The organism is Aureimonas flava, assembly GCF_003583935.1.
Taxonomy (GTDB): Bacteria; Pseudomonadota; Alphaproteobacteria; order Rhizobiales; family Rhizobiaceae; genus Aureimonas; species Aureimonas flava.
Genome location: NZ_QYRN01000009.1, coordinates 168,432 through 188,271, shown reverse-complemented (window position 1 = coordinate 188,271; position 19,840 = coordinate 168,432). Strand labels below are relative to the sequence as shown.

Sequence of the window (19,840 nt, the reverse complement as noted above, 5' to 3'; positions counted from 1 at the left end):
TCATCACGGTGATCCATCACCATCCGAACCGCACGGGCGCGGACCTCGGGACTAAACGGCGGTGTTCTCTTCGTCATGGCTCCATCCTCTCAAGAGTTGGAGCCTCCGACAAACCCGGGGCGGTTCATTCCTCCCAATCCTCGAAACCGGTGATCCCGTTATGGTGCTGCCAGAACGGATTGAAGACGTACCGGTTCTCCATCAGCAGCCGCACCGGTCCAGAAAAGCGCTGCCAGATCGCGCCGTAAATGCGGCGCTGGTCGTCGAGCGCGATCAGCCTGCCAAAGAAGTCGGCGAAGGCGGCCCGTTCGCCCGGCTGGATCGTCTGAAATTCCCCTTCGTCGGCATAGGCGGCATTGAACGCGATCCACAGGAAGATGAAGCGCGCATCGTCATCCGTCCCGCAGGTTTCGGCGCGGCCGATCCAGCTGATGGCGCGATGGACGTGAAGGCCCATCGTTGGCGGGAAGCCCTCGCGAATAGCGCGCTGTTTGGTCTTCAGTTCGGCATGGGCGATACCCGTTCTCATGGTCACTCCGCTTCATTCCTGTTGCTTTAGGGCAGGGCGTCGAAATCACTCCTGCGGTGGTTTTCGATCAGGGCGCGCAGGCCATCGGGCGCGATGACCTCGACCGCATCGCCCCATTGATAGAGATGCCACGCCATTTCGAGCCAGCCCGCCGCATGAAAGCGCACGATGAGACCGCCATCCTCCTGCGGTTCAACTGCTTGTTTCGGGTGAAAGCAGAACTCGGCCGCCCGCGCTGCGGCGTGTGGCGCGAAACGCCAGATGACCTCGTCATATTGCGCCGGGTCCTGGTAGACGCCGAACGATTGCGCCGCATAGTTCTCCAGCGAAAAGCCTGGCGCCAGGCTGAAGCTCTCGTCCAGCGTCTGGGCGCTCAGGATACGGTCCATCCGGAAATTCAGGATGTCGCCGCCGCGCGCCGGTTGGCGCGCCACGAGATAGCTGCGGTGGCCCAGCAAGAGGCCATGCGGCTCGATGATCCGTTCGGGCGCATCCTCGGTCCCGTAACGCAACCGCAAGCGGAACGGGCCGCGCAGCCCCTCGATCACCGCATCCAGCACCGCCGGCGTCAGATTGACCCGTGGACCGGGCCGGGTGACCGATCCCATCGCGAGGAGGACGGCTTCAACATCGGTTTCGGTGCGCAGGGCGTCTTTGGTCGTCAGGCGGGCCAGCAATCCGTCGCGTAGATCCTCAAGCGCCGCCGCGTGGCGCAGCCGGCCATCGCCGCGCGCCGTCCTGCCGGCGATCTCCAAGGCTTCAATCGCCGTTTCCGGGCGGGTCTGGAGCCGGTCGAGCATCGTGTCAGCGACGCGCCAGCGTCTCCGGCGATCGGGTCCATCCATCACCTCTACATTGGTGAACACGGTCTCGAGCGCGTCGGTCATGCGCTGTGCCGTGCGGTGCGAGATGTCGAATTCCTCGCAGATCTCATCGAGGCCGATTCCGGTCCGGCGGGTGGCCGCCAGCCGCGCCAGCCTGATGAGATCCTGAGCCTTGGCGAACGACATGATCCAAATCCCGGCCGTTGACTATGTCAGATATTGACACCCACGCACGCTATGGCTGAACTGGCAATCTGTCGAGATGCAAGTCTTGTCGCGATTGCGCTCGAACAGGGGGTGGTAGTGCGAAGTATCGAAGGGGACCGAATATTATTGTCCGCATCGGATCTGATGCGGTTCATGGGCTGCGCCCACGCGACAGCACTCGACCTCACCCATATGCGCGGCGAAGGCCTCGTGCCCCGCGCGGATAGCGATGATGCGGCTCTGCTCCAGAAACAGGGCGATGCTCATGAAGCGGCGCACCTGGCCAAGCTCAAAGCCTCGGGCGTATCGGTCGTGGAGATCGCGCGGTCCGATCTCGCCGACAACGCACGGGCGACCCGCGCGGCTCTGGCGGGCGGTCCGCAGATTGTCTTCCAGGGGGCGCTGCTCGGCGACAATTGGGGCGGCTGGTCGGACTTTCTCGAACGTGTCGAGCGCCCATCGGATCTTGGCCCCTTCAGCTATGAAGTAACCGACACCAAGCTCAAGCGACGTCCTCATCCCAAACATGTGCTTCAGCTGGTGCTCTATTCGGACCTGCTGACGCAGATTCAGGGCGTCGCTCCCGAGTTTGCCCATGTCGAGCTGGGCGATGGCAGCCGTGCGCGCCTGCGCCTCGCCGACTATCAGGCCTATGCCCGCATGGCGCGCCGCCGGCTCGAAAGCTTCCTGGAAAACCTGGCGCCGACCCGGCCCGTCCCTTGCGCCGACTGCGCGTTGTGCCGCTGGGGTGATCATTGCGAGAGCCAGTGGCAGGCCGAGGATAGCCTGTTCAACGTCGCCAATATCAGCCGTAGCCAGATCAAGAAGCTCGAAGCGGCGGGCGTCACGACCATGGAGGCGCTGGCCGGACTCGACCATTCCGTCCGCGGCATGGCCGACAACACCCGAGCCCGCCTCGTGACGCAGGCCCGGCTGCAACATGCCCGCAAGACCGGGACGCCCGATTTTGAATTGCGTGAGGCGGAACCTGGCAAGGGCTTCGATCTCCTGCCGGCGCCGCAGCCCGGCGACATCTTCTACGATATCGAGGGCGACCCGCACTACGAGGGCGGCCTTGAATATCTGCACGGCGTCTGGCTCGACGGCCAGTTCAAGGCATTCTGGGCGCATGATCATGCCGCCGAGGCGCGGGCCTTGTCCGAGCTTCTCGATTTCTTCCGGCAGCGGCTCACGGCCTATCCCGAGGCGCGCATTTATCACTATGCGCCCTATGAGATCACCGCCATGCGGCGGCTGACCGCCAAATACGGGATCGGCGAGGCCTTCCTCGATCGTCTGCTGCGCGAACGGCGCTTTGTCGATCTCTTCGCGGTGGTGCGTGGTGGGCTCATTGGTTCAGAAGCCAATTATTCGATCAAGTCGATGGAAGCCTTCTACGGCCGGGTGCGCGTCGGTGAAGTGAAGACCGCAGGCGGCTCGGTCGTCGCCTATGAGCGTTGGCGCGAAACCGGTGAGCAATCGATCCTCGATGAAATCGAGGACTATAATCGTGTCGACTGCGTCTCGACCGAGGAGCTGCGCGACTGGCTGGTGAACATCCGGCCTGCGGCGCCCTGGCCGGTGCTGGCGGTCGACGCCAGCGACAAGGAAGTCGAGGAAGATGCCGATACGCAAGGCCTGCGCGCCAGTCTCGTCGCTTCCGGCCTGCCGCAGGACCGACAGGAGATGTTGTTCAATCTCGGCCTGTTCCACAAGCGCGAGGCCAAGCCGGCGCAATGGGCAGTCTTCGACAGCGCCGGCAAGGACGAGGACGATCTGATCGACGACCTCGATGCGCTGGCCGGCCTTGAGGCGATCGGCCCCGCTGTACCGGTCAAACGCTCCATGATGCGCCGCTATCTCTTCCCGCAGCAGGAGACCAAGCTGCGCGCCGGCCGCAGCGCGACCGTCCCGGTCGTCGATGGTCCGCCGGCCAGTGTCAGCATTGAAGATCTCGACCGTACCGCGCGGATCATCGCGGTCAAGGCCGGACCCGCCAAGGCGCATCTTCTGACGGATCGCCTGACGCTGCATCCCGACTGGCCGCTGAGCACCGACGTCATCGCCGCCGCCCTGCGCGATGTGATCGCCGATCAATGCGGCCCACGCCGTCTGACCGCGCTCGATGATCTGCTTGGTCGGGCCGCGCCGCGACTTACAACGGGGCCGCGCGCCGACCTGCTCGACGGCGCGGACCCGTTGACGGGCACGATCGCGGCGATCGCCGCCATGGACGGCACCGTGCTGCCGATCCAGGGGCCGCCGGGGACTGGCAAGACCTATGTCACCGCCCGGGCGCTTCTGTCGCTGGTGCGCCAGGGCCAGCGCGTGGGTGTCGCCTCGAACAGCCATGAGGCCGTCCGAAATGTGCTGATGGGATGTCTTGCCGCCCAAGAGGATGGCGAACCTGTCCGGGGCTTGTGCATCGCCCACAAGGTCAGCGGCGGCGAGGACGGTTACCCCGAAAGCTGTGTCGGCGTCATCCGCTCGACCGCCAATGACGATCCCCTATGGAGCCGTGCCCATGTGGTCGGCGGCACGGCCTTCTTTTTTGCCCGGCCCGAACAGGAACAGGCGCTAGATTGGCTGTTCGTCGATGAGGCCGGCCAGGTGGGGCTCGCCAATATGGTCGCCATGGGCCGGTGTGCGCGCAACATCGTGCTGGTCGGCGATCCCCGTCAATTGCCGCAGGTGATCCAGGGCGCGCATCCCGATCCGGCCAACCTCTCCTGCCTGGAATGGATGTTGGGCGATCACGCTACCATCCCGTCCGATCGCGGCATCTTCCTGCCGGTCTCGCGCCGGATGCACCCCGATGTGTGCGGATTTATTTCGCGGCAGGTCTATGAAGGTCGACTGGCGAGCCAGCCTGATACTGCGAACCAGGCCGTGCGCGGGACGGGATGTGCCCAAGCCGGCGCCTTCTGGATGCCGATCGTGCATGAAGGCAATGCCCAGATCGCGGCCGAGGAAGTCGCCGCGATCAAGGCGACGATCGACGATCTGCTGTCGGGCAGCTGGACTGGCAAGGAAGGGAAGACACGCCCGCTCGGGCCCGCCGACATCATCGTCGTCGCGCCATACAATGCCCAGGTCAATGCGCTGCAGGACGCTTTGTCCGCTGCCATCCGTGTTGGCACGGTAGACAAGTTCCAGGGGCAGGAAGCGCCCGTCTGCCTGGTGTCCATGACCGCTTCCTCTGTCGAGGAGATACCGCGCGGCATGGATTTCCTGTTCTCGCTCAACCGCATCAATGTCGCCGTCTCTCGCGCCAAAGGCCTGGCGCTCGTTTTCGGTGCGCCGCGGTTGCGTGAAGCCAAATGCGACACCGTCGAACAGATGCGCCTCGTAAACACGCTGTGCGCCTTGCCTGATTTTGGAGATCGTTGAATGTGGGAGAGTTTCGAGGCGCGCCTCGAGGAGAATGAGCGGGAGCGTCCCTTACCGCTGCGCCGTGCGCTTTTCGAGGTTTTGCGCGGCTCGGCTCTGCGCCCCGGCGACGGGGTCACCAAGAAGATGGTGGCCTTCAAGTTCGGCGCGGGCGATCATCTGCTGTGGGAAATCCAGAACCCGGCCAACGTCTTCCTCCACGCGAAATGGCGCGATCTGGTTGAGGCGAACCGCTTTTCCAGCGAACCACGGCCCTTTCAGAGTGGCATGAAGGATGGCGGACGGCATTCCGCCCTCAGCCGCGACTGGTCTTTTGGCGACGCAGACTGTTTTGTCGTGCGGATCGAAAGCGCCGAAGCCTTGCGCCGTCTGATCGCGGTGCTGTCGCAGTCGGGCGATGCGTTGATGCTCAACCCGGCTGCGATCACGCGCTGGATCGAGCGGCTGCGCCATTTCTTTCCTGCACTCGACCGTTTCGACCGGCCGGATCCGCATTTCGACGAGGCGGAACGGATCTACAAGCTGGAGATCGCGGCCGACCTCAAGGCTGCGATCACGCAGGCGGGCTCCGATCAGGAACTGGCCGACGCCGTCAATACCGCGCTGGCTAAAAGCAACCTTCTGCAATGGCGCGCCTATTGGCCGATGTCGCCCAAGGGGGATGCGAATCGCGAAAAGCTCTGGCCAGCCTTGCGCACGCTCATAGATGCGGCGCTCGGCGCGTCGGAAAGCCACGCCTCAGCGCTGGAGACCTTTGTCAGCGCCTGGATCGCAGCGGTTCCGGACGGCAAACCCGATCCGGCACGACAGATTGCGGAGTTTCTGTTCCTTCATCTCGCTCCCGATCACGGTATCTACATTCGCCATTCCGTGCGCCAAGACCTCTGGCTGGAAGCTGTGGGCAGCCGGTTTCCCGACAACGCGTCGATGGCCGACACCTACCGTGACGAACTGCGCTTCATGCAGGCTGTACGCTGTGCCTTTTCGTCCCAGGGTCTGGCGCCGCGCGACATGATCGATGTGCAAGGCGCGCTGTGGATCGTCCACAATTACAAGGAAGAGAACGCGGCTACCTTTTCGCGCGAAGCGATCGAAGCGGCATTTGACGCCTATGACAGCTACCGCCAGTCGGGCGAGCACAGCGCGATCTTCGACGCATTCGGCGAGCCACGCGACTATTGGGTCCGTTCGACACGCGAGCGGCCCAATCGGGTCTACCCTTCGAAGCCGATCGTCGGCTTCCTGCGCGGCAAGACGCAGCTCAATGGCGGTTGGGGACAGAAGGCGGATGCAGCCGCCCAGCTCCACAATGCCGGCTACATCATCGTCGATGGCGATGACATGCCGGTCACTCCGCCTGAGCGCTATCAGCATCTGATCGGCGATGCCGATCGCATCCGGCTATGCGCGCTCAACTATTATATCGAGCCGGCCCGTGAGAACGGCGCGGCAGAGGTTTCGATCCGCGCGGGCACTCTCGGTCGCGAAATGGGTCTGGACAATGCGCATCCGGCCATTTGCAGCGCTCTCGGCGGCGCGAAGTTCCAGGAAAGCGCCCGCGTCCCCGCGCCAACGCACACCCAGCCCAATCCCAGCAGCTCCACCGTTTTCACCTATCAGCTCGCCTCAGCGGAAGGGCGCCAACCCATGACCTTTGAACCCATGACCGCAATGCCCGCCGCCACCAATCTCATCCTTTACGGCCCCCCGGGGACCGGCAAGACCTATGCCACGGCCTGGGAGGCCGTGCGGCTTTGTCTGGGTGACGCCGCGGCCGAGCCGGTGCGCGATGATCGCGATGCCCTGATGGCCGAGTATCGCCGTCTTGCCGGCGAAGGCCGGATCGAGTTCGTCACATTTCACCAGTCGATGGCCTACGAGGATTTTGTCGAGGGTCGCCAGCCCATGACAGGATCGGATGACGACGAAGGCGCATCGTCAGCAGGGTTCCGACTGGAAACGGTGCCCGGGATTTTCCGGCGCATTGCGAAGCGGGCCGAGACCGGATTGGGCAAAACGGCGATCAGCAATCGGATCACGAGTGATGGCCGCCAAATCTACAAGATGTCGGTCGGCTTTAGCCGGGACGCCGGCGATCAGGAACTCTTCGAGGAAGTGATCGAGGGTGGCTACACGCTGCTGAGTTGGGAAGACATCGACTGGAGCGACCCGAAGTACGAGGATGCCGAGGAAATCCTGAAAACGTGCCAGGAAAAGGGCAAGATCGAAGGGCCGGTCACATTGCAGTCTGGCCAGGTGTCGATCACCGATACGTTTCGGAATCGTCTCAAGCCGGGCGACATCATTGTCGTGTCGAAAGGGAATCGGTTGATCCGCGCCATAGGCGAGGTGACTGGCCCTTATGAATATCATCCGCGGCCAGAGGGGAACTATGGCCACAGGCGTGCCGTGCGCTGGCTTTGGCACGATGCTGCCGGCGTGCCAGTCACCGAGGTCTATGACGGCAATTTCACGATGCGGTCGCTTTACGGGCTGAGGAAGGAGCGCCTCAATATTCCGGCCCTCGAGCGCTACATGAACAGCGCGATCAAGGAAGCTGACGCCGACGCTGAACGCGAAGCCTTCGTGTTGATTATCGACGAAATCAACCGGGCCAACATTTCCAAGGTCTTCGGCGAATTGATCACGCTGCTGGAGCCGGACAAGCGCCTGGGGCAACCCAACGCCATCAAGGTGCATCTGCCATATTCAGGCGATGAATTCGGCGTGCCTGCCAATCTGCATATCATCGGAACGATGAACACTGCGGATCGCTCGATCGCGCTGCTCGATACCGCCCTGCGTCGCCGCTTCACCTTCCGCGAGCTGATGCCGGACGTTTCAGAGCTTCGCCGGGCGCTGGCGGCGCGGCAGCTTGATGCGGAAAATCTCGACGGGATTGATCTGTGCAAGCTGCTGCACACCCTCAATGAGCGGATCGAATATCTCTTCGATCGCGAGCACCAGATCGGTCACGCCTATTTTACCGGATGCAGCTCCCGAGCTGATGTCGAGGATGTCATGCGCCACAAGATCATCCCGCTTTTGGCCGAGTATTTCTATGAGGACTGGTCGAAGGTCGCCGTAGTGCTCGGCGATGGTGACGGTACCAACGGCGCCCATTTCCTGGAATCAATGAGTCTTCCGACTCCATCCGGCTTTGCTGATGATGAACTGGGCGGAGACAAGCGGCGCTGGAGTGTGAAAGCCAGTTTCGATTTCTCGGATTTTGCAGCCTGATGCCCGCCTACACGGTTCGTGAATGGGACAAGCTCGCCTATGGCGAAGGCGACGGGCAGATTCCGGCCCGCCACGCTGACCGAATGGCGGGGTTGGCGGCGCGCTCGGCCTTTGCCGGCCGGGGCGGTAGCGGCGTACTCGAACATGGTCGGCACGCCTTGCGCGCCCGCGGCGTGGTCGGAATTCTGGCGGCGGGCGATGCAAGCCTGGAGATATTGCCCAAGATCGATGTTGCGCCCGGTGAAACACGCGATCACCAGGATGCGGCGATCCGCAAACGCCTGGTCCATATGCTGGCGGTGGCGCTCGATCTCAAGATCGACCTCGGCGTCATCACGGATCTCGCCTGGCAGCGCGAAACCCTGCTCGAAATCTTAATCCGCATCTTTTGCGAAAAGCTGACGGAAGCTCTTCGGAAGGGCATGCCGCGTCGCTATGTCGGGCACGAAGAAGACTTGCCGACCATGCGTGGTCAGCTCGACATCACGCGCCAGTTCACGCGCCATGCGGTCAATCCCTCGCGTCTTGCCTGCCGCTTCGATCTCCTATCGGAAGATACTCCGCTCAACCGGATCATGAAGGCGGCGGTGGTCCGCCTGTTGCGTCTCTCGCGGCGCAGCGCCAACCAGCAACGCCTGCGCGAACTCGCCTTCGTCTATGCCGGTATCAGCGAGGTGCCGATCGCGGCGTTGCGCTGGGACGAGGTCGTCATCGATCGCACCAATCGGTCGTGGCAAGAGCTGTTCGCCATGGCCCGTCTCTTTTTGCAGGATCGTTATCAGACAACTACGGGCGGCGCCGGCCAGGGCACCGCGATGCTGTTCGAGATGAACGCTCTGTTTGAAGAATATGTCGGTCGGCTGATCGCCCGTGCGCTGGCGGGAACGGGCCTCACCGTCTCGCTGCAAGGCGGACGCCTGTTCTGCCTGAGCGCGCAGGACAGCGAACGCGGACTGTTCCAGACCAAGCCCGATATCCTAATCCGCAAAGGTGGCATGGTAACCCATGTCATCGATACCAAATGGAAGCGGATAGCCTCGCGGATCGATGATCCGAAGCAAGGCGTCTCGCAGGCTGACGTCTATCAGATGATGGCCTATGCGCAGCTCTATCACGCCCCGCGCTTGACGTTGCTTTACCCCCACCACCCAGGGCTCGGACACGAAGGTGTGGTTCACGCACGCCATCGCATTACGGGACACGCCACTATCCTGGAGACAGCAAGCATCGATGTGTCGAACAGCACCAACATGATGACGCGGCTGAGGCACTTGTTCTTGAGTGAAGAGCCGATGGTCCGGGAATTGGCAGGATGCGCCTATGCCTGATTTTCACATCTCTCCGATCTCGATCGTTAATCAGATCAAGAGCAATCTGCAGGATCGGTACGATTCCGGGTATCCGATCCTCAAAGAGTTGCTGCAAAACGCTGACGACGCGGAAGCCCAACGATTCAGGCTCGACGTACTGCCTGGCTGGCCAGATGCGGTGCATCCGCTGTTGCGCGGGCCGGGCCTTCTGGTCGCGAATGATGGTTTCTTCCGCAAGCAGGACGAGGGTGGCATCACGTCGTTTGGCGAGAGCAGCAAAGCCGCCGACAATGCCGCGATCGGCAAGTTTGGTTTCGGCCAGAAGGCCGTGTTTCACCTCTGCGATGCGTTTATCGTCTACGCCAGAAGAGAAGACGGCGACGCCTTCAGCACCGTCGTCAACCCGTTCCTGGAGGTGGATGTCGCAGGCAATATCAGCCGGCAGTGGGAGCCTCTCGAGCTTGCCGATGTTGGATTTTTGGGAGGTGAGGTCGTCTCAGATTTCCCGGATCGCTACCTCGTTCTGTGGTTGCCGCTGCGTCGGGAAAGCATCCAGCCAGCCCCGGGGGTTGGCTTTTCCAGCAACATGCCATCGACAGCAGAGACAATCAGGGAACTTGTCCGACCTGATGATTTACGCGCCGTCCTGACGACGCTGCGTCACCTGAAATCGATTGAGATTCTGGAAAACGGTAAAACTCGCTGCGCGTTGGAACTGGATGCTGCGCATGGTCGCTTCGTCGGGCCGAACCGTTTGGGCGATGGTGTTAACGCCTTTGGCGGCAAGATCGAAGTCGGGCCGGAGAGATCGACAGCTTCATTTGTTGGGCGCGAAACGATGGCTCTTGACGGTCGTCTCGCGGAGCTGAGACGCACGCCACATTGGCCGCAAACGATCACCGTTCTCAGCCCACAACCCGTTCCTGAAAAGGGAGAGCCGCACGGGGCCGCGACGCTGTTGCGCATCCCCCGCGGGGGGACCGAGCGAGCCATGCCTGCGCGACTACGCATTTCCTGGGCCGTGTTCCTGCCAATCTCCGATGAATCCAGCATAGACATCCCGCTCGACCACGACGGTGTGCTTGGCCAGTTCCGCCTCCTGCTACACGGGTATTTCTTCCTCGACAGTGGCCGGCGTCAGATCGAAGGGCTGAAAGCTCCCGTCGAAACGGACTTGCCCGCCGATGCTACGGCGTTGCGCCGCGCGTGGAATGCCGAACTTCGAGACGCCGTGGTTCTCCCACTCCTGCCGACTCTGCTGAGAGACGCGCTTGGCGAGGCGATGATAGCATCATCGGAACTCACACAGCTTGTGTCGGCACTCGCGCGTCATGAATGGTTTCGCCGCCACCGCGAAGCGATTTGCCGGGACAATGCGCTGGTGCGTGTTCTCGAAGGACAAGCCGTCGTTTGGCGCGTCGTCCGGTCGGGGGACGCCCTCCGGCCGCTTCCGGCCTCGGTGGCAGATGCCCAGCAGCGGATTGGGGAATTGTTCGGAACCATCGGAGCGTGGGCCGATTCAAGCGGTGTGCGTCTCGTCGTCGATGCCAGCGCCGGGCTGAGCGCGCAACCGATACGCTGGACCGGGGAAGACCTTGGCGCAGTATTTTCCGGCCTATCGCCGCGTGCGTTTCAGTCACGCGATCTCTCGCGACTCCTCGTCGATTTCCTCGACATAGCGATGCTCGGCGATGCCGAGGATTCTGTGATCGGGCCGCACATAGTCGCGGCCTTGCGGACAGCAATGGCGGAAACTCATACGCTTGCTCCGTCCGAACTCGTTAAATCGGCTCTTGCCCACATTCCCCACAGCGCGTTGTTCCCGCTTCCGCTATCTGTCGAAAACCGGCAAGTCCTGCGGGCGCTGGCATGTGTCCCGGCGAATATCCTGCCAGTTCGAGGCGAATGGCTCGACGATAGCCGACGTCCTCCCCGACTATCCGATGAAGACCTCAAGACGTTGCTCACCGCACTCGAACCGCTGCTTGAAGGCGATCAGGCGGATCAAGCGGCTACCACCGCGTTGGCGCTGCTCGCTCAGGCCGAGCGGAGTATCTCCGAATTGGCGCGTGATCCCGATTTCGCATCCATCAAGGTTCTGCGTGTGCGGGATGTCCGTATCCGTGGCCCGATTGTGCTGTCACTCCAAGCACTTGTTGAGCGCTCCAGAACCGGACTCTTGTTCTCCAACTCTCCTCAAGCAAACACATGGCTGCCTTTACTCGTGGAGGCATTACCAGGCGCATCCCCGCTGATCGTCGATAGCGGTGCGATGCCCTTCCTTCGAGACGTGGCGAATCTCACGCTTCAGTCGGCGGGTAAGGAGGCCGCGTTCTCGCTCATCGACAAAGCCATGAGCTTTGGGCCGATAAGCGCCCGCCAACGGCTACTCGATGAGATTGGAATCGACAGCAAAGACGATCCAGCCGCCGCCCGGCGTCTGTGTGTCGGTAGTCGTGAGGCGGGATATTCAGTATCAAAGCTCTGGACCCTAGACCCGAACCTGAAACGAATAGAGCGTATTACCACGGCTCTAATTGCCGAGAGCCAGAACGAATTTCTTGTCCCAACCGGCATAGCCGATGGACTGTCCAGGACGCAACGAAACCATCTTCGTATTGAGGTTCTCGACGCGACCAATCTGGAAGCGTTGTTCGAGAAGCGTATCGCCGCCATCGAGCAACTCAGCCCTGATGTTTCAGAGCGGGAAGCCGTCCTTGAGGCCGGTCTGCCCGATGATCTGCTGATCCGGCTGCCTATTCACGAAAGGCGGGACGGAACCGTTGGCGATGGAAAGGGTATCTTTCGTGAGACGAAAGAATGGCTTGTTCCTGAAGCGTTGCGGGCAGTCGTCTCCATCATCCAGCCATGCCGAAGCCAGAAGGCGAGGGAACGGCAAGGGCAGCTTATTGGGGCGTGGTCGCCATTAAGCCAGATTGAGGTCGCGCTCGGTTGCGATGATCCACACCGCTTTCGTGGTGATGTACTGGATGCGCTCGCCAAGCTCGAATCTTCGCCCGATGAGCGCCGGCTTGATGCGCTTCGCGCCAAACCGTGGCTTCTGGCGGACGGGCAGCCTGTCGCGCCCCAGGACGTGCTCGCTCTTCCACCAGCGGTCGATGAAGCGGCGCGAGCGCTTCTTTTGAAGAATGGAGAAAACCCGCCGTTCTTGCCCGCTGCAAAGCTGGCCATCGATGTGCGCGAGCATCGCGGATTCGATCATCTTGGGAAATGGGTGCTTCCGGATAGACGCTCGTCATTCGGAGCCCTGGCGCTGATGATCGAGGATGCGGGCATCATCGGACGCCTCGGAGCGGCGGATGAGTTTCCGATAGACGATTTTGCGACATTGGCGAAAGACAGCGGCGATGTTGGGTTGCCCGGTTGGCCTCTGCTAGCGGCGGTTCTGGCCTCGGAGGCTGATGGCGGGGACGCGATGAAGGTTGTCGCCGCTTTCGCGGAGATTCTCCCCTCCAACACAAATTTGGCAGGAACCCACCTCGACCGCATGGCGACGCTGGCGGCGGAAAACGGGCGAAAAGGCGAGGCCGCCCGCAGAGCCTATCGCCACGGCTTCAACGTCGTCGCTCGTTGGCGAGAAGAAACTCGCTATCAGGTGTTCGGTGAGACGCTGGTTCCTACTGAGGCCGGAGATTGGCGCAGCGGCCGGCAAGTCGTCCAGGGCGGTGACGGGCTCGATCCGAATTATGTATTGGCGCGGCACTACGCATCCACGCTTGGAAAGCGTGAGGCAGCACTCGCCGAGAGGCAGGGCGCCGGACATGAAGTTCATGACTCATCTCCAACCGATCATCGCCGGGGAGAGATCATGGATGTCGATCTGACTGCGTTGGAGCCCCAGTGGGCAGACCAGCATCGGTCGTTCCTCACCACATGGCGGGGGCGCGTACCGTCCGACCTGGTGATTGTCTATCTCGGCTTGATAGGCCGCAGCGAGCCCTTTCAGCGCCTTGCGAACGAATGGGCGATCGACGCGACGGCCGATGTCGATACCCTTTGGGCTGACCTCGACAATCATTTTCCCAGAGAAATCCTCTATCCGAACCCGTTGGCGGATGAGGTCGATCAACGCCGGTTCCTGATTGTGCCGGTCGCGGGCGAGCATGTGCAAGCCGTCGCCCTGTCGGGGGATGTGTTCGATGCGCCATTGGGTGGTCCTGGCAACGGAATCCTCGTCGGGAATCTGCACAAGAGCCATGAGGGCATCCGGGCCGCCGATGGTAAAGTGCGGTCATTGATCACGCTGCCAGTCAGGCACGTCGATCCGAGCGGATACGGTCAGAAAGAGGCCAGCGGCATCTTCCGGCGGTTTGTCGAGACAGTCGCGGCGGACTGTCTGTGGCTCGGCATGGAAAGCCAGCGTACGGCGTTGCGGGAGATGTTGGACAGGGCGGTTGAGGTCGATCAATCGACGATCGAGGAAACTGAACGGTTGCTTCGAGACCGGCTCCCCACGATTCTCGCTGAGTTGAAGCTCCCCACTGACTACCGCACACAGAAGGCGCTACGCGAGTATCAAGCTGAGGAAAGCCACCTCCATCACCTTTCCGCGTCGGCGCAGAAGATGGAAGAGCTGAAAGCGGAGCTATGGCGAAAAGTATCCGACAGCACGCTGGCAGCCGAGCTTCTGTCTGCGGTTCGCGCCAAGATCGGGGATTTCGGATATTCCGCCAGCCGGGTTCTCTTCGAGCTGTTCCAGAACGCCGACGATGCCTATCGGCAGCATTGTGAAACTGCATCGGACGCCCGTTTCCGGGTGGAGCAGCTACCGGGCGACCCAGGTGGATTTCGTGTCGTTCATTGGGGCCGCCCGATCAATCACATGGGGCATGACGCAGAGGAGGGGCGTCGCGTCGGTCACGATCGTGACCTGCTCAATATGCTGCTGATGAACTTCTCCGAGAAACGCCCCGGAGACGATCTCACCGGCAAGTTTGGCTTGGGCTTCAAGAGCGTCCATGTGCTGTCGGACGGCGTCGGCATCGCCAGCGGCTTCATCGCCCTGCGCACGGCCGGCGGCTTTCTGCCGACGCCCTGGCCGGCGGGCATCGACATAGCAGAGAGGCAAAAAGTCCCCGGCGGCCGAAAGGCGACCGTTATCGAAGTTCCCCTTTCAGCGGAGACGGCTGACAAAGGCGCTGATGCGATGGCGGCGTTCAAATCCGCCGTGACATGGCTGCCTGCTTTCGCCCGCACAATTCGCCGCATCGAGATCGATGGCGACGTTCCCACGAGCGTAGATTGCTCGTCTTTGCCGCTTCTCGGCGAGAGCCAGATCAGAGTCGTTTCCGTGTCAGGCGGGCGCCGCGAGCGAGCCCTGCGCTTCGATCTGTCGTTCGGGTTTGCCCTTCTGCTGCATATTGATGCCGCCGGACCAGGTAGATTTCCCGACGATCTGAATCGACTCTGGAACCTGGCCCCGCTCGAGGTGCCGTCCCGCTCTGGCTGGCTGCTCAACGGTCCTTTCGCTGTCGATCCAGGACGCACAGGACTGGCCGGCTCAATTGCTGACCAGACGGAGAAATTCCGAACACTAGGGCGGACATTAGGGGACCGCCTTCTGAAACTGCACGATCTCGCGGACACAGACTGGCGCGGGTTCGCGGAAAGCCTTGACTTGGATGCCTCTGACGCTTCTAGAACAGCGGCGTGGAGCACCTTCTGGTCCCGCCTATTCGATGTTCTCGCGCTGGATTTCGACGACGATCTGGCCCGGCACCTGCACGCCGATGGTCGGGGATATGGCCACCTCATAGACCAGCGCCAGGTCGTGCCGACCCGCCTGCCGCCTTCATTCGCTTTGTTGATAAAGGCGTCGGACGCGGCCTGTTTCGTCGATGGCGCGTTATCGGATCTTCTCATGCTCGCCAAAGTACAGGATTGGCCTGCCCTCACGGAGCTACGAGACCGGACGGTATCATCCGATATAGCTGGGCAATTGAGAAAGCTCGGCTTTGGGAATATTCGTCCACTGCGCTTCGCAGGCCTTCTCCGCCAGCAGATCGGCGAAGACAAGCATGTCAGTTCAGATTTGGCGAAGACCCTCGGCCTTGCCCTTACATCTCAATCTATTCGGGAAGCGCCGCTTGATAACGAACTTTACGAGATTCTGGACGTTTCCAGGCAGGCATTGTTCCTCGCACAGGACGGGGCATGGCGGATAGCTCAGCTTCCGAGTCCCGATGCCGCCGAGGACCCCGAAGAGCGCAGGCTATGCGCATTTGCGCCCGCGATGCATCTGCTCGACAAGCAATATACTGGCGCGGCACTGGAGTTTTTCCGGGTCGCCCGCGAACGATCGGGCTTCGGCCCTAAAACGCGTGATCTCGGCGGCTGGACAGCGGAAATCCCGGACGATGACCAAGGCCGACAAGCGGCAGCGCTCCGATACGTCATTGAGGGGCGCCAAGGCCGAGAATTGGGTGATGAGATCCGCCGCCATCGCCCTGGCTGGCTGCCTTGGCCTTCGTCGCAGTTGCGGATCAGCCCGCTGCTCTCTGGCTGGACGGAGAAGGAAAAGGACGATCTCCTGTACGCCCTCCAGGGCCGAGATGCCTTCTTGTCGCCAATGTCTGTTCAGTCTCCCCCGCCTGAGCCTGCAACGGTCCTGAAGGCAATCCACGCCTGGTGGCGCGCCGAGGGCTCTAGCCTCCGCGCCTCATACGCGGAGAGGGCCTACCCGGGGGATTTCTCGCCGTCGCAGCTTCGGGAGTCACAGGATCGCACGGCATGGTTCACGATGTTCGCCTTGGCCTGCTTCCATTCGTTCGGCCTAGCGCAGGATGAGCAGCACAAGAGTTTTGTCGACGCTGGCTTCAGAGAAGGCTGGTGGCAAGAATTGTCCGAGTCACGGCCGCCCGATGAGGTGCACTCTTGGCTTGAACGGCTCGAACGATGGAGTGCACCCAATCATTTCGATCAGCAGTATCTGACGTGGCGACGCACATTTGTCGATCTGTATTCCGTTGCCCGTTGGCTGGATGAGTATCGAGAGATTGCGGTCAAGCTGCCGAGAATTATTGAGGAGCATGGCGTCATTTCGCTCAATGGCGCCTTGCAGCCGAGCTACTGGCCGCCGGCGATGCGCCTTTCCATCGACGCCGCCCCGATAAACCGTTCTCTCGGTATCGGCATGAACTGGATGCTCCGTGAGCTGCTGCGCCACGGCGCCTATGAGACTCGCGATGAGCACCTGATGCTTCCCTATGTTTGGGCTCCATCTCGGCGCGTGCGTATTCTGTTAAATGAACTAGGCGCCGATGTCGGCGAGCGGGCGGACAAAGAAGCAAGTCGGACGATCTGTGATTTCGTAACGAAACATCTGGGAGACGACCGTCGATTTGTTGGCGATTTCGATCTCCCGCTTCAGTTGATTACCCGGCGCAAGCACCGTGGTGCTTTGGAAACATGCTTCGCTGAGGTTGGCGGCGCTCCGTCAGACCTGATGGAGTATGGCGATGAACAGGAAGACGAGGACGAAATAGAGGGTATTGGCGAATGACGGAAACACCAGCATTGGCTGCCGGAATTCCCGTTCACCATCCTCGTCACGGCAATGGGCGCGTCGTGGTGGATATGGGAGCCACCGTCGTCGTTCGTTTTGGCGGGGCTGTTGAGCAGGTTCTGGCAAGCGAGATTTCCGAGATACCGTCTCTATACTCGGCTCTCCGCGCGGGCACGGACACCGATCCCATAGATGCGCTGATCCGTGCCCAGGCGCTTTCCATCCGATCGGTCAATGACCAGTGGGGGGTGTTTTCTCGCTCGCGCGTGCAGTTGCTTCCTCACCAGCTATGGGTTTGCCGCAAAGTAATCCAGGAATGGCCCTTCCGCTGGCTTGTCGCTGACGACGTCGGGCTGGGCAAGACGATCGAATGCGGCCTTGTCCTCATGCCGTTGATCGCATCTGGGCGTGTGCGGCGCGTGCTGATCCTTGCACCGGCAAAGCTCGTGCCGCAGTGGCAATTCCGCCTCAAGGATATGTTCGACATCCGGCTCCAACGCTATGTCACGCAGGCGGACACGGCGCGCGGCGATTTCTGGGCAACTGCTTCGATGGTGGCCGCATCATTCCATACGCTGCGAGACGACCGTCGTGGAGCGCGACAAAGGCTCCTTGACGCCGATCCCTGGGATTTGGTCATTGTTGATGAGGCTCACCACCTCAGTGTGGATGAACGCGCTGGCGAGACGCTGGCATACAGCCTTGTCTCCGAGCTCCAGGAGCGGGGCAAGATCAACTCCTTGCTGTTTTTCACCGGAACCCCGCATCGTGGGAAAGACTACGGCTTCTTCGGCCTGATGCACCTTGTGCAGCCGGACCTCTTCGACCCGGAGCATGACCCGCTAAAACAGCTTTCTCAGCTTTCCAAAGTTATGATCAGAAACAACAAGGCGACTGTCACCGATCTCCAAGGTCAAAAGCTCTTCAAGCCTGTTAACGTCTTCAGTCGGGAATACCAATATAACAACAATGAAACACAATTCTATCGGACGTTAAGCGAGTTCGTCATCGACGGCAGGGCCTATGCCGCGACCCTTGAAGGGCGTGCGCAGACAGCCCGGATGCTCGTGCTGATCACACTGCAGAAGCTGGCTGCAAGTTCGATCGCGGCAATTCGCAATGCACTCCGTAAACGTCGAACAACGCTCGCGAACCTCGTTGGTCGTTCAAGTGAGTCTGTCTCGCTTCCTGATGAGGAGCAGGCGACGTTTGACGATTTGGCAGAAGCCGAAGAGGCGCTTCCCGGATCTGTTGCCGTCCTGCTGATGGAGGACGAAATACAGCGTCTCGACGAACTGATCGCTCTCGCCGACGGCATAGCCCGAGAGACCAAGATCGAGCGCCTGCTTCAGATGATCGGCGAGGAGTTTGGTCCTGACGAGCCGATTCTGCTTTTCACGGAATACAAGGCAACCCAAGCCCTTATCATTAACGCGCTGCATCGCCGATTTGGGTTTGGTTCGGCAACGTTCATCAACGGAGACGAACGGCTGGATGGTCTTGATCAGCCTTCGGGCTCAGCAAAGATTGTCAGCCAGCCCCGCGAGCACGCTGCGGATGCCTTCATTACGGGAAGAGTGCGGTTTCTCGTGTCCACTGAGGCCGGCGGCGAAGGCATCGACCTTCAAGAGCGCTGCGCTGTACTGGTCCATGCGGATATGCCCTGGAACCCGATGCGACTCCATCAGAGGGTCGGGCGTCTATCCCGCTATGGCCAGACGCGGCCCGTCTCGGTCTATATTTTGCGAAACCCCCAGACCGTTGAGGCTCGCATTTGGGATTTGCTCAATGCAAAGCTGGAGCGCATTCAGGCTGCTCTCTCCTCGGTGATGGAGGAACAGGAGGATATTTCGCAGTTGGTCATAGGCATGGCTGGCAGTTCGCTCTTCAACGAGCTTTTCTCCGGGAGCGAAGGGCTTTCTGGCGAACGATTGGGAGCCTGGTTCGATCGCACCACTTCTACCCTAGGCGGGCGTGACGTGGTTGAAACTGTGCGCGAGCTTCTGGGCTCCGTGTCGAGATTTGATTTTCAGCAAATCGGAAAGGACCTGCCGAAGGTCGACCTTCCCGACCTGGAGCGGTTCTTCACCCAAACCGTCGGCAGGCATGGGCGCCGGATTTTCCGGCGGGATGATGGTCTGGAGATTAGGACTCCTGATGATTGGAAAGCGCGCAGCTACACGCTCCGGGATAAGTACGAGGGATTAGTTTTCGACCGCAGCCTCCGTGGCGCCAATGCCGCCTCCCGGGTCCTGGGGATCGGTCATCCTCTGTTCGACATTGCGCTCGACGATGCGCATGGCATTTCGGCGCGAGCCGCTTCCGTCGATGGGCTTGGCGGTCCGGTGCTGATCCTAGCTGTTGAGGATGAAGTCACCGGTACCGGTTCGCTCGTCCATAGGCTGATTTTTGGCGTGACGGAGAAGGACGGGAAGATCGAAGTCTTGCGAGATTGGGAACTGTTGCAGTTGATGAACGCGCCCGCGGTCAAAGGTGCTCTTTGTGCCGGGCCGGTGACAGAGGACGCTGAGGCGGTGATCGAACGCTTTAAAGAGGCATTTGACGCCGGCCTCTCCTTCCATGTGCCCATGCTCCGGCGACCGAGGTCATGGCCAGAAATGCTCTTCCTTCCGAGCGAGGCAAGGTAGCGCGGGCTGGGTATGGCTGTGGGATGCAGAGCTGTTCGATCCTCAAAGCATTCGCTGCGCGAGCAGTCGGCAAAACGAGTTGCCTGATGCGTCATTGTTGTGAGGCGTCGCGGCCGCGACGTTTCGAGGTGGATCGCTAACTGTGAGCAGAGTCGGTACGATGGGGT

General features: G+C 61.2%; 7 protein-coding genes. 5 read left to right on the top strand and 2 right to left on the bottom strand.

Annotated elements, in window-relative coordinates; all coding sequences use genetic code 11:
• Positions 1-124: 124 nt before the first annotated feature.
• Both D3218_RS16860 and D3218_RS16855 read right to left on the bottom strand, forming a co-directional pair.
• The gene (locus D3218_RS16860; RefSeq protein ID WP_136625127.1) at positions 125-529 is read right to left on the bottom strand and encodes a hypothetical protein; all 405 of its coding nucleotides are present in this window, start codon (positions 527-529) and stop codon (positions 125-127) included.
• A 26-nt stretch (positions 530-555) separates the two neighbouring features.
• Entirely contained in the window at positions 556-1,539 is a 984-nt protein-coding gene (locus tag D3218_RS16855) for a helix-turn-helix transcriptional regulator (protein ID WP_119541236.1), read from the bottom strand.
• A gap of 51 nt (positions 1,540-1,590) precedes the next feature.
• Between D3218_RS16855 and D3218_RS16850 the strand changes: the two genes are divergently transcribed.
• From D3218_RS16850 to D3218_RS16820, 5 genes are read left to right on the top strand one after another with little or no spacing between them, the layout of a single operon-like run.
• Positions 1,591-4,950 carry a TM0106 family RecB-like putative nuclease gene (locus D3218_RS16850; RefSeq protein ID WP_210209696.1) on the top strand — a complete coding sequence of 1,120 codons (3,360 nt, stop codon included), beginning with the start codon at positions 1,591-1,593 and terminating at the stop codon, positions 4,948-4,950.
• Positions 4,951-8,190 carry an AAA family ATPase gene (locus D3218_RS16845; protein ID WP_245415086.1) on the top strand — a complete coding sequence of 1,080 codons (3,240 nt, stop codon included), beginning with the start codon at positions 4,951-4,953 and terminating at the stop codon, positions 8,188-8,190. It abuts the gene before it with no gap.
• Entirely contained in the window at positions 8,190-9,518 is a 1,329-nt protein-coding gene (locus tag D3218_RS16840; protein ID WP_119541234.1) for an McrC family protein, read from the top strand. Before D3218_RS16845 ends, D3218_RS16840 begins: the two co-directional genes overlap by 1 nt.
• On the top strand, positions 9,511-17,022 hold the full coding sequence (locus D3218_RS19570; protein ID WP_136625126.1) for a sacsin N-terminal ATP-binding-like domain-containing protein: 7,512 nt from the start codon (positions 9,511-9,513) through the stop codon (positions 17,020-17,022). The genes D3218_RS16840 and D3218_RS19570 overlap by 8 nt, the downstream gene beginning before the upstream one ends.
• Complete coding sequence (locus tag D3218_RS16820) at positions 17,019-19,673, top strand: DEAD/DEAH box helicase (RefSeq protein WP_119541230.1); 2,655 nt, start codon at positions 17,019-17,021, stop codon at positions 19,671-19,673. Before D3218_RS19570 ends, D3218_RS16820 begins: the two co-directional genes overlap by 4 nt.
• Positions 19,674-19,840 lie beyond the last annotated feature (167 nt).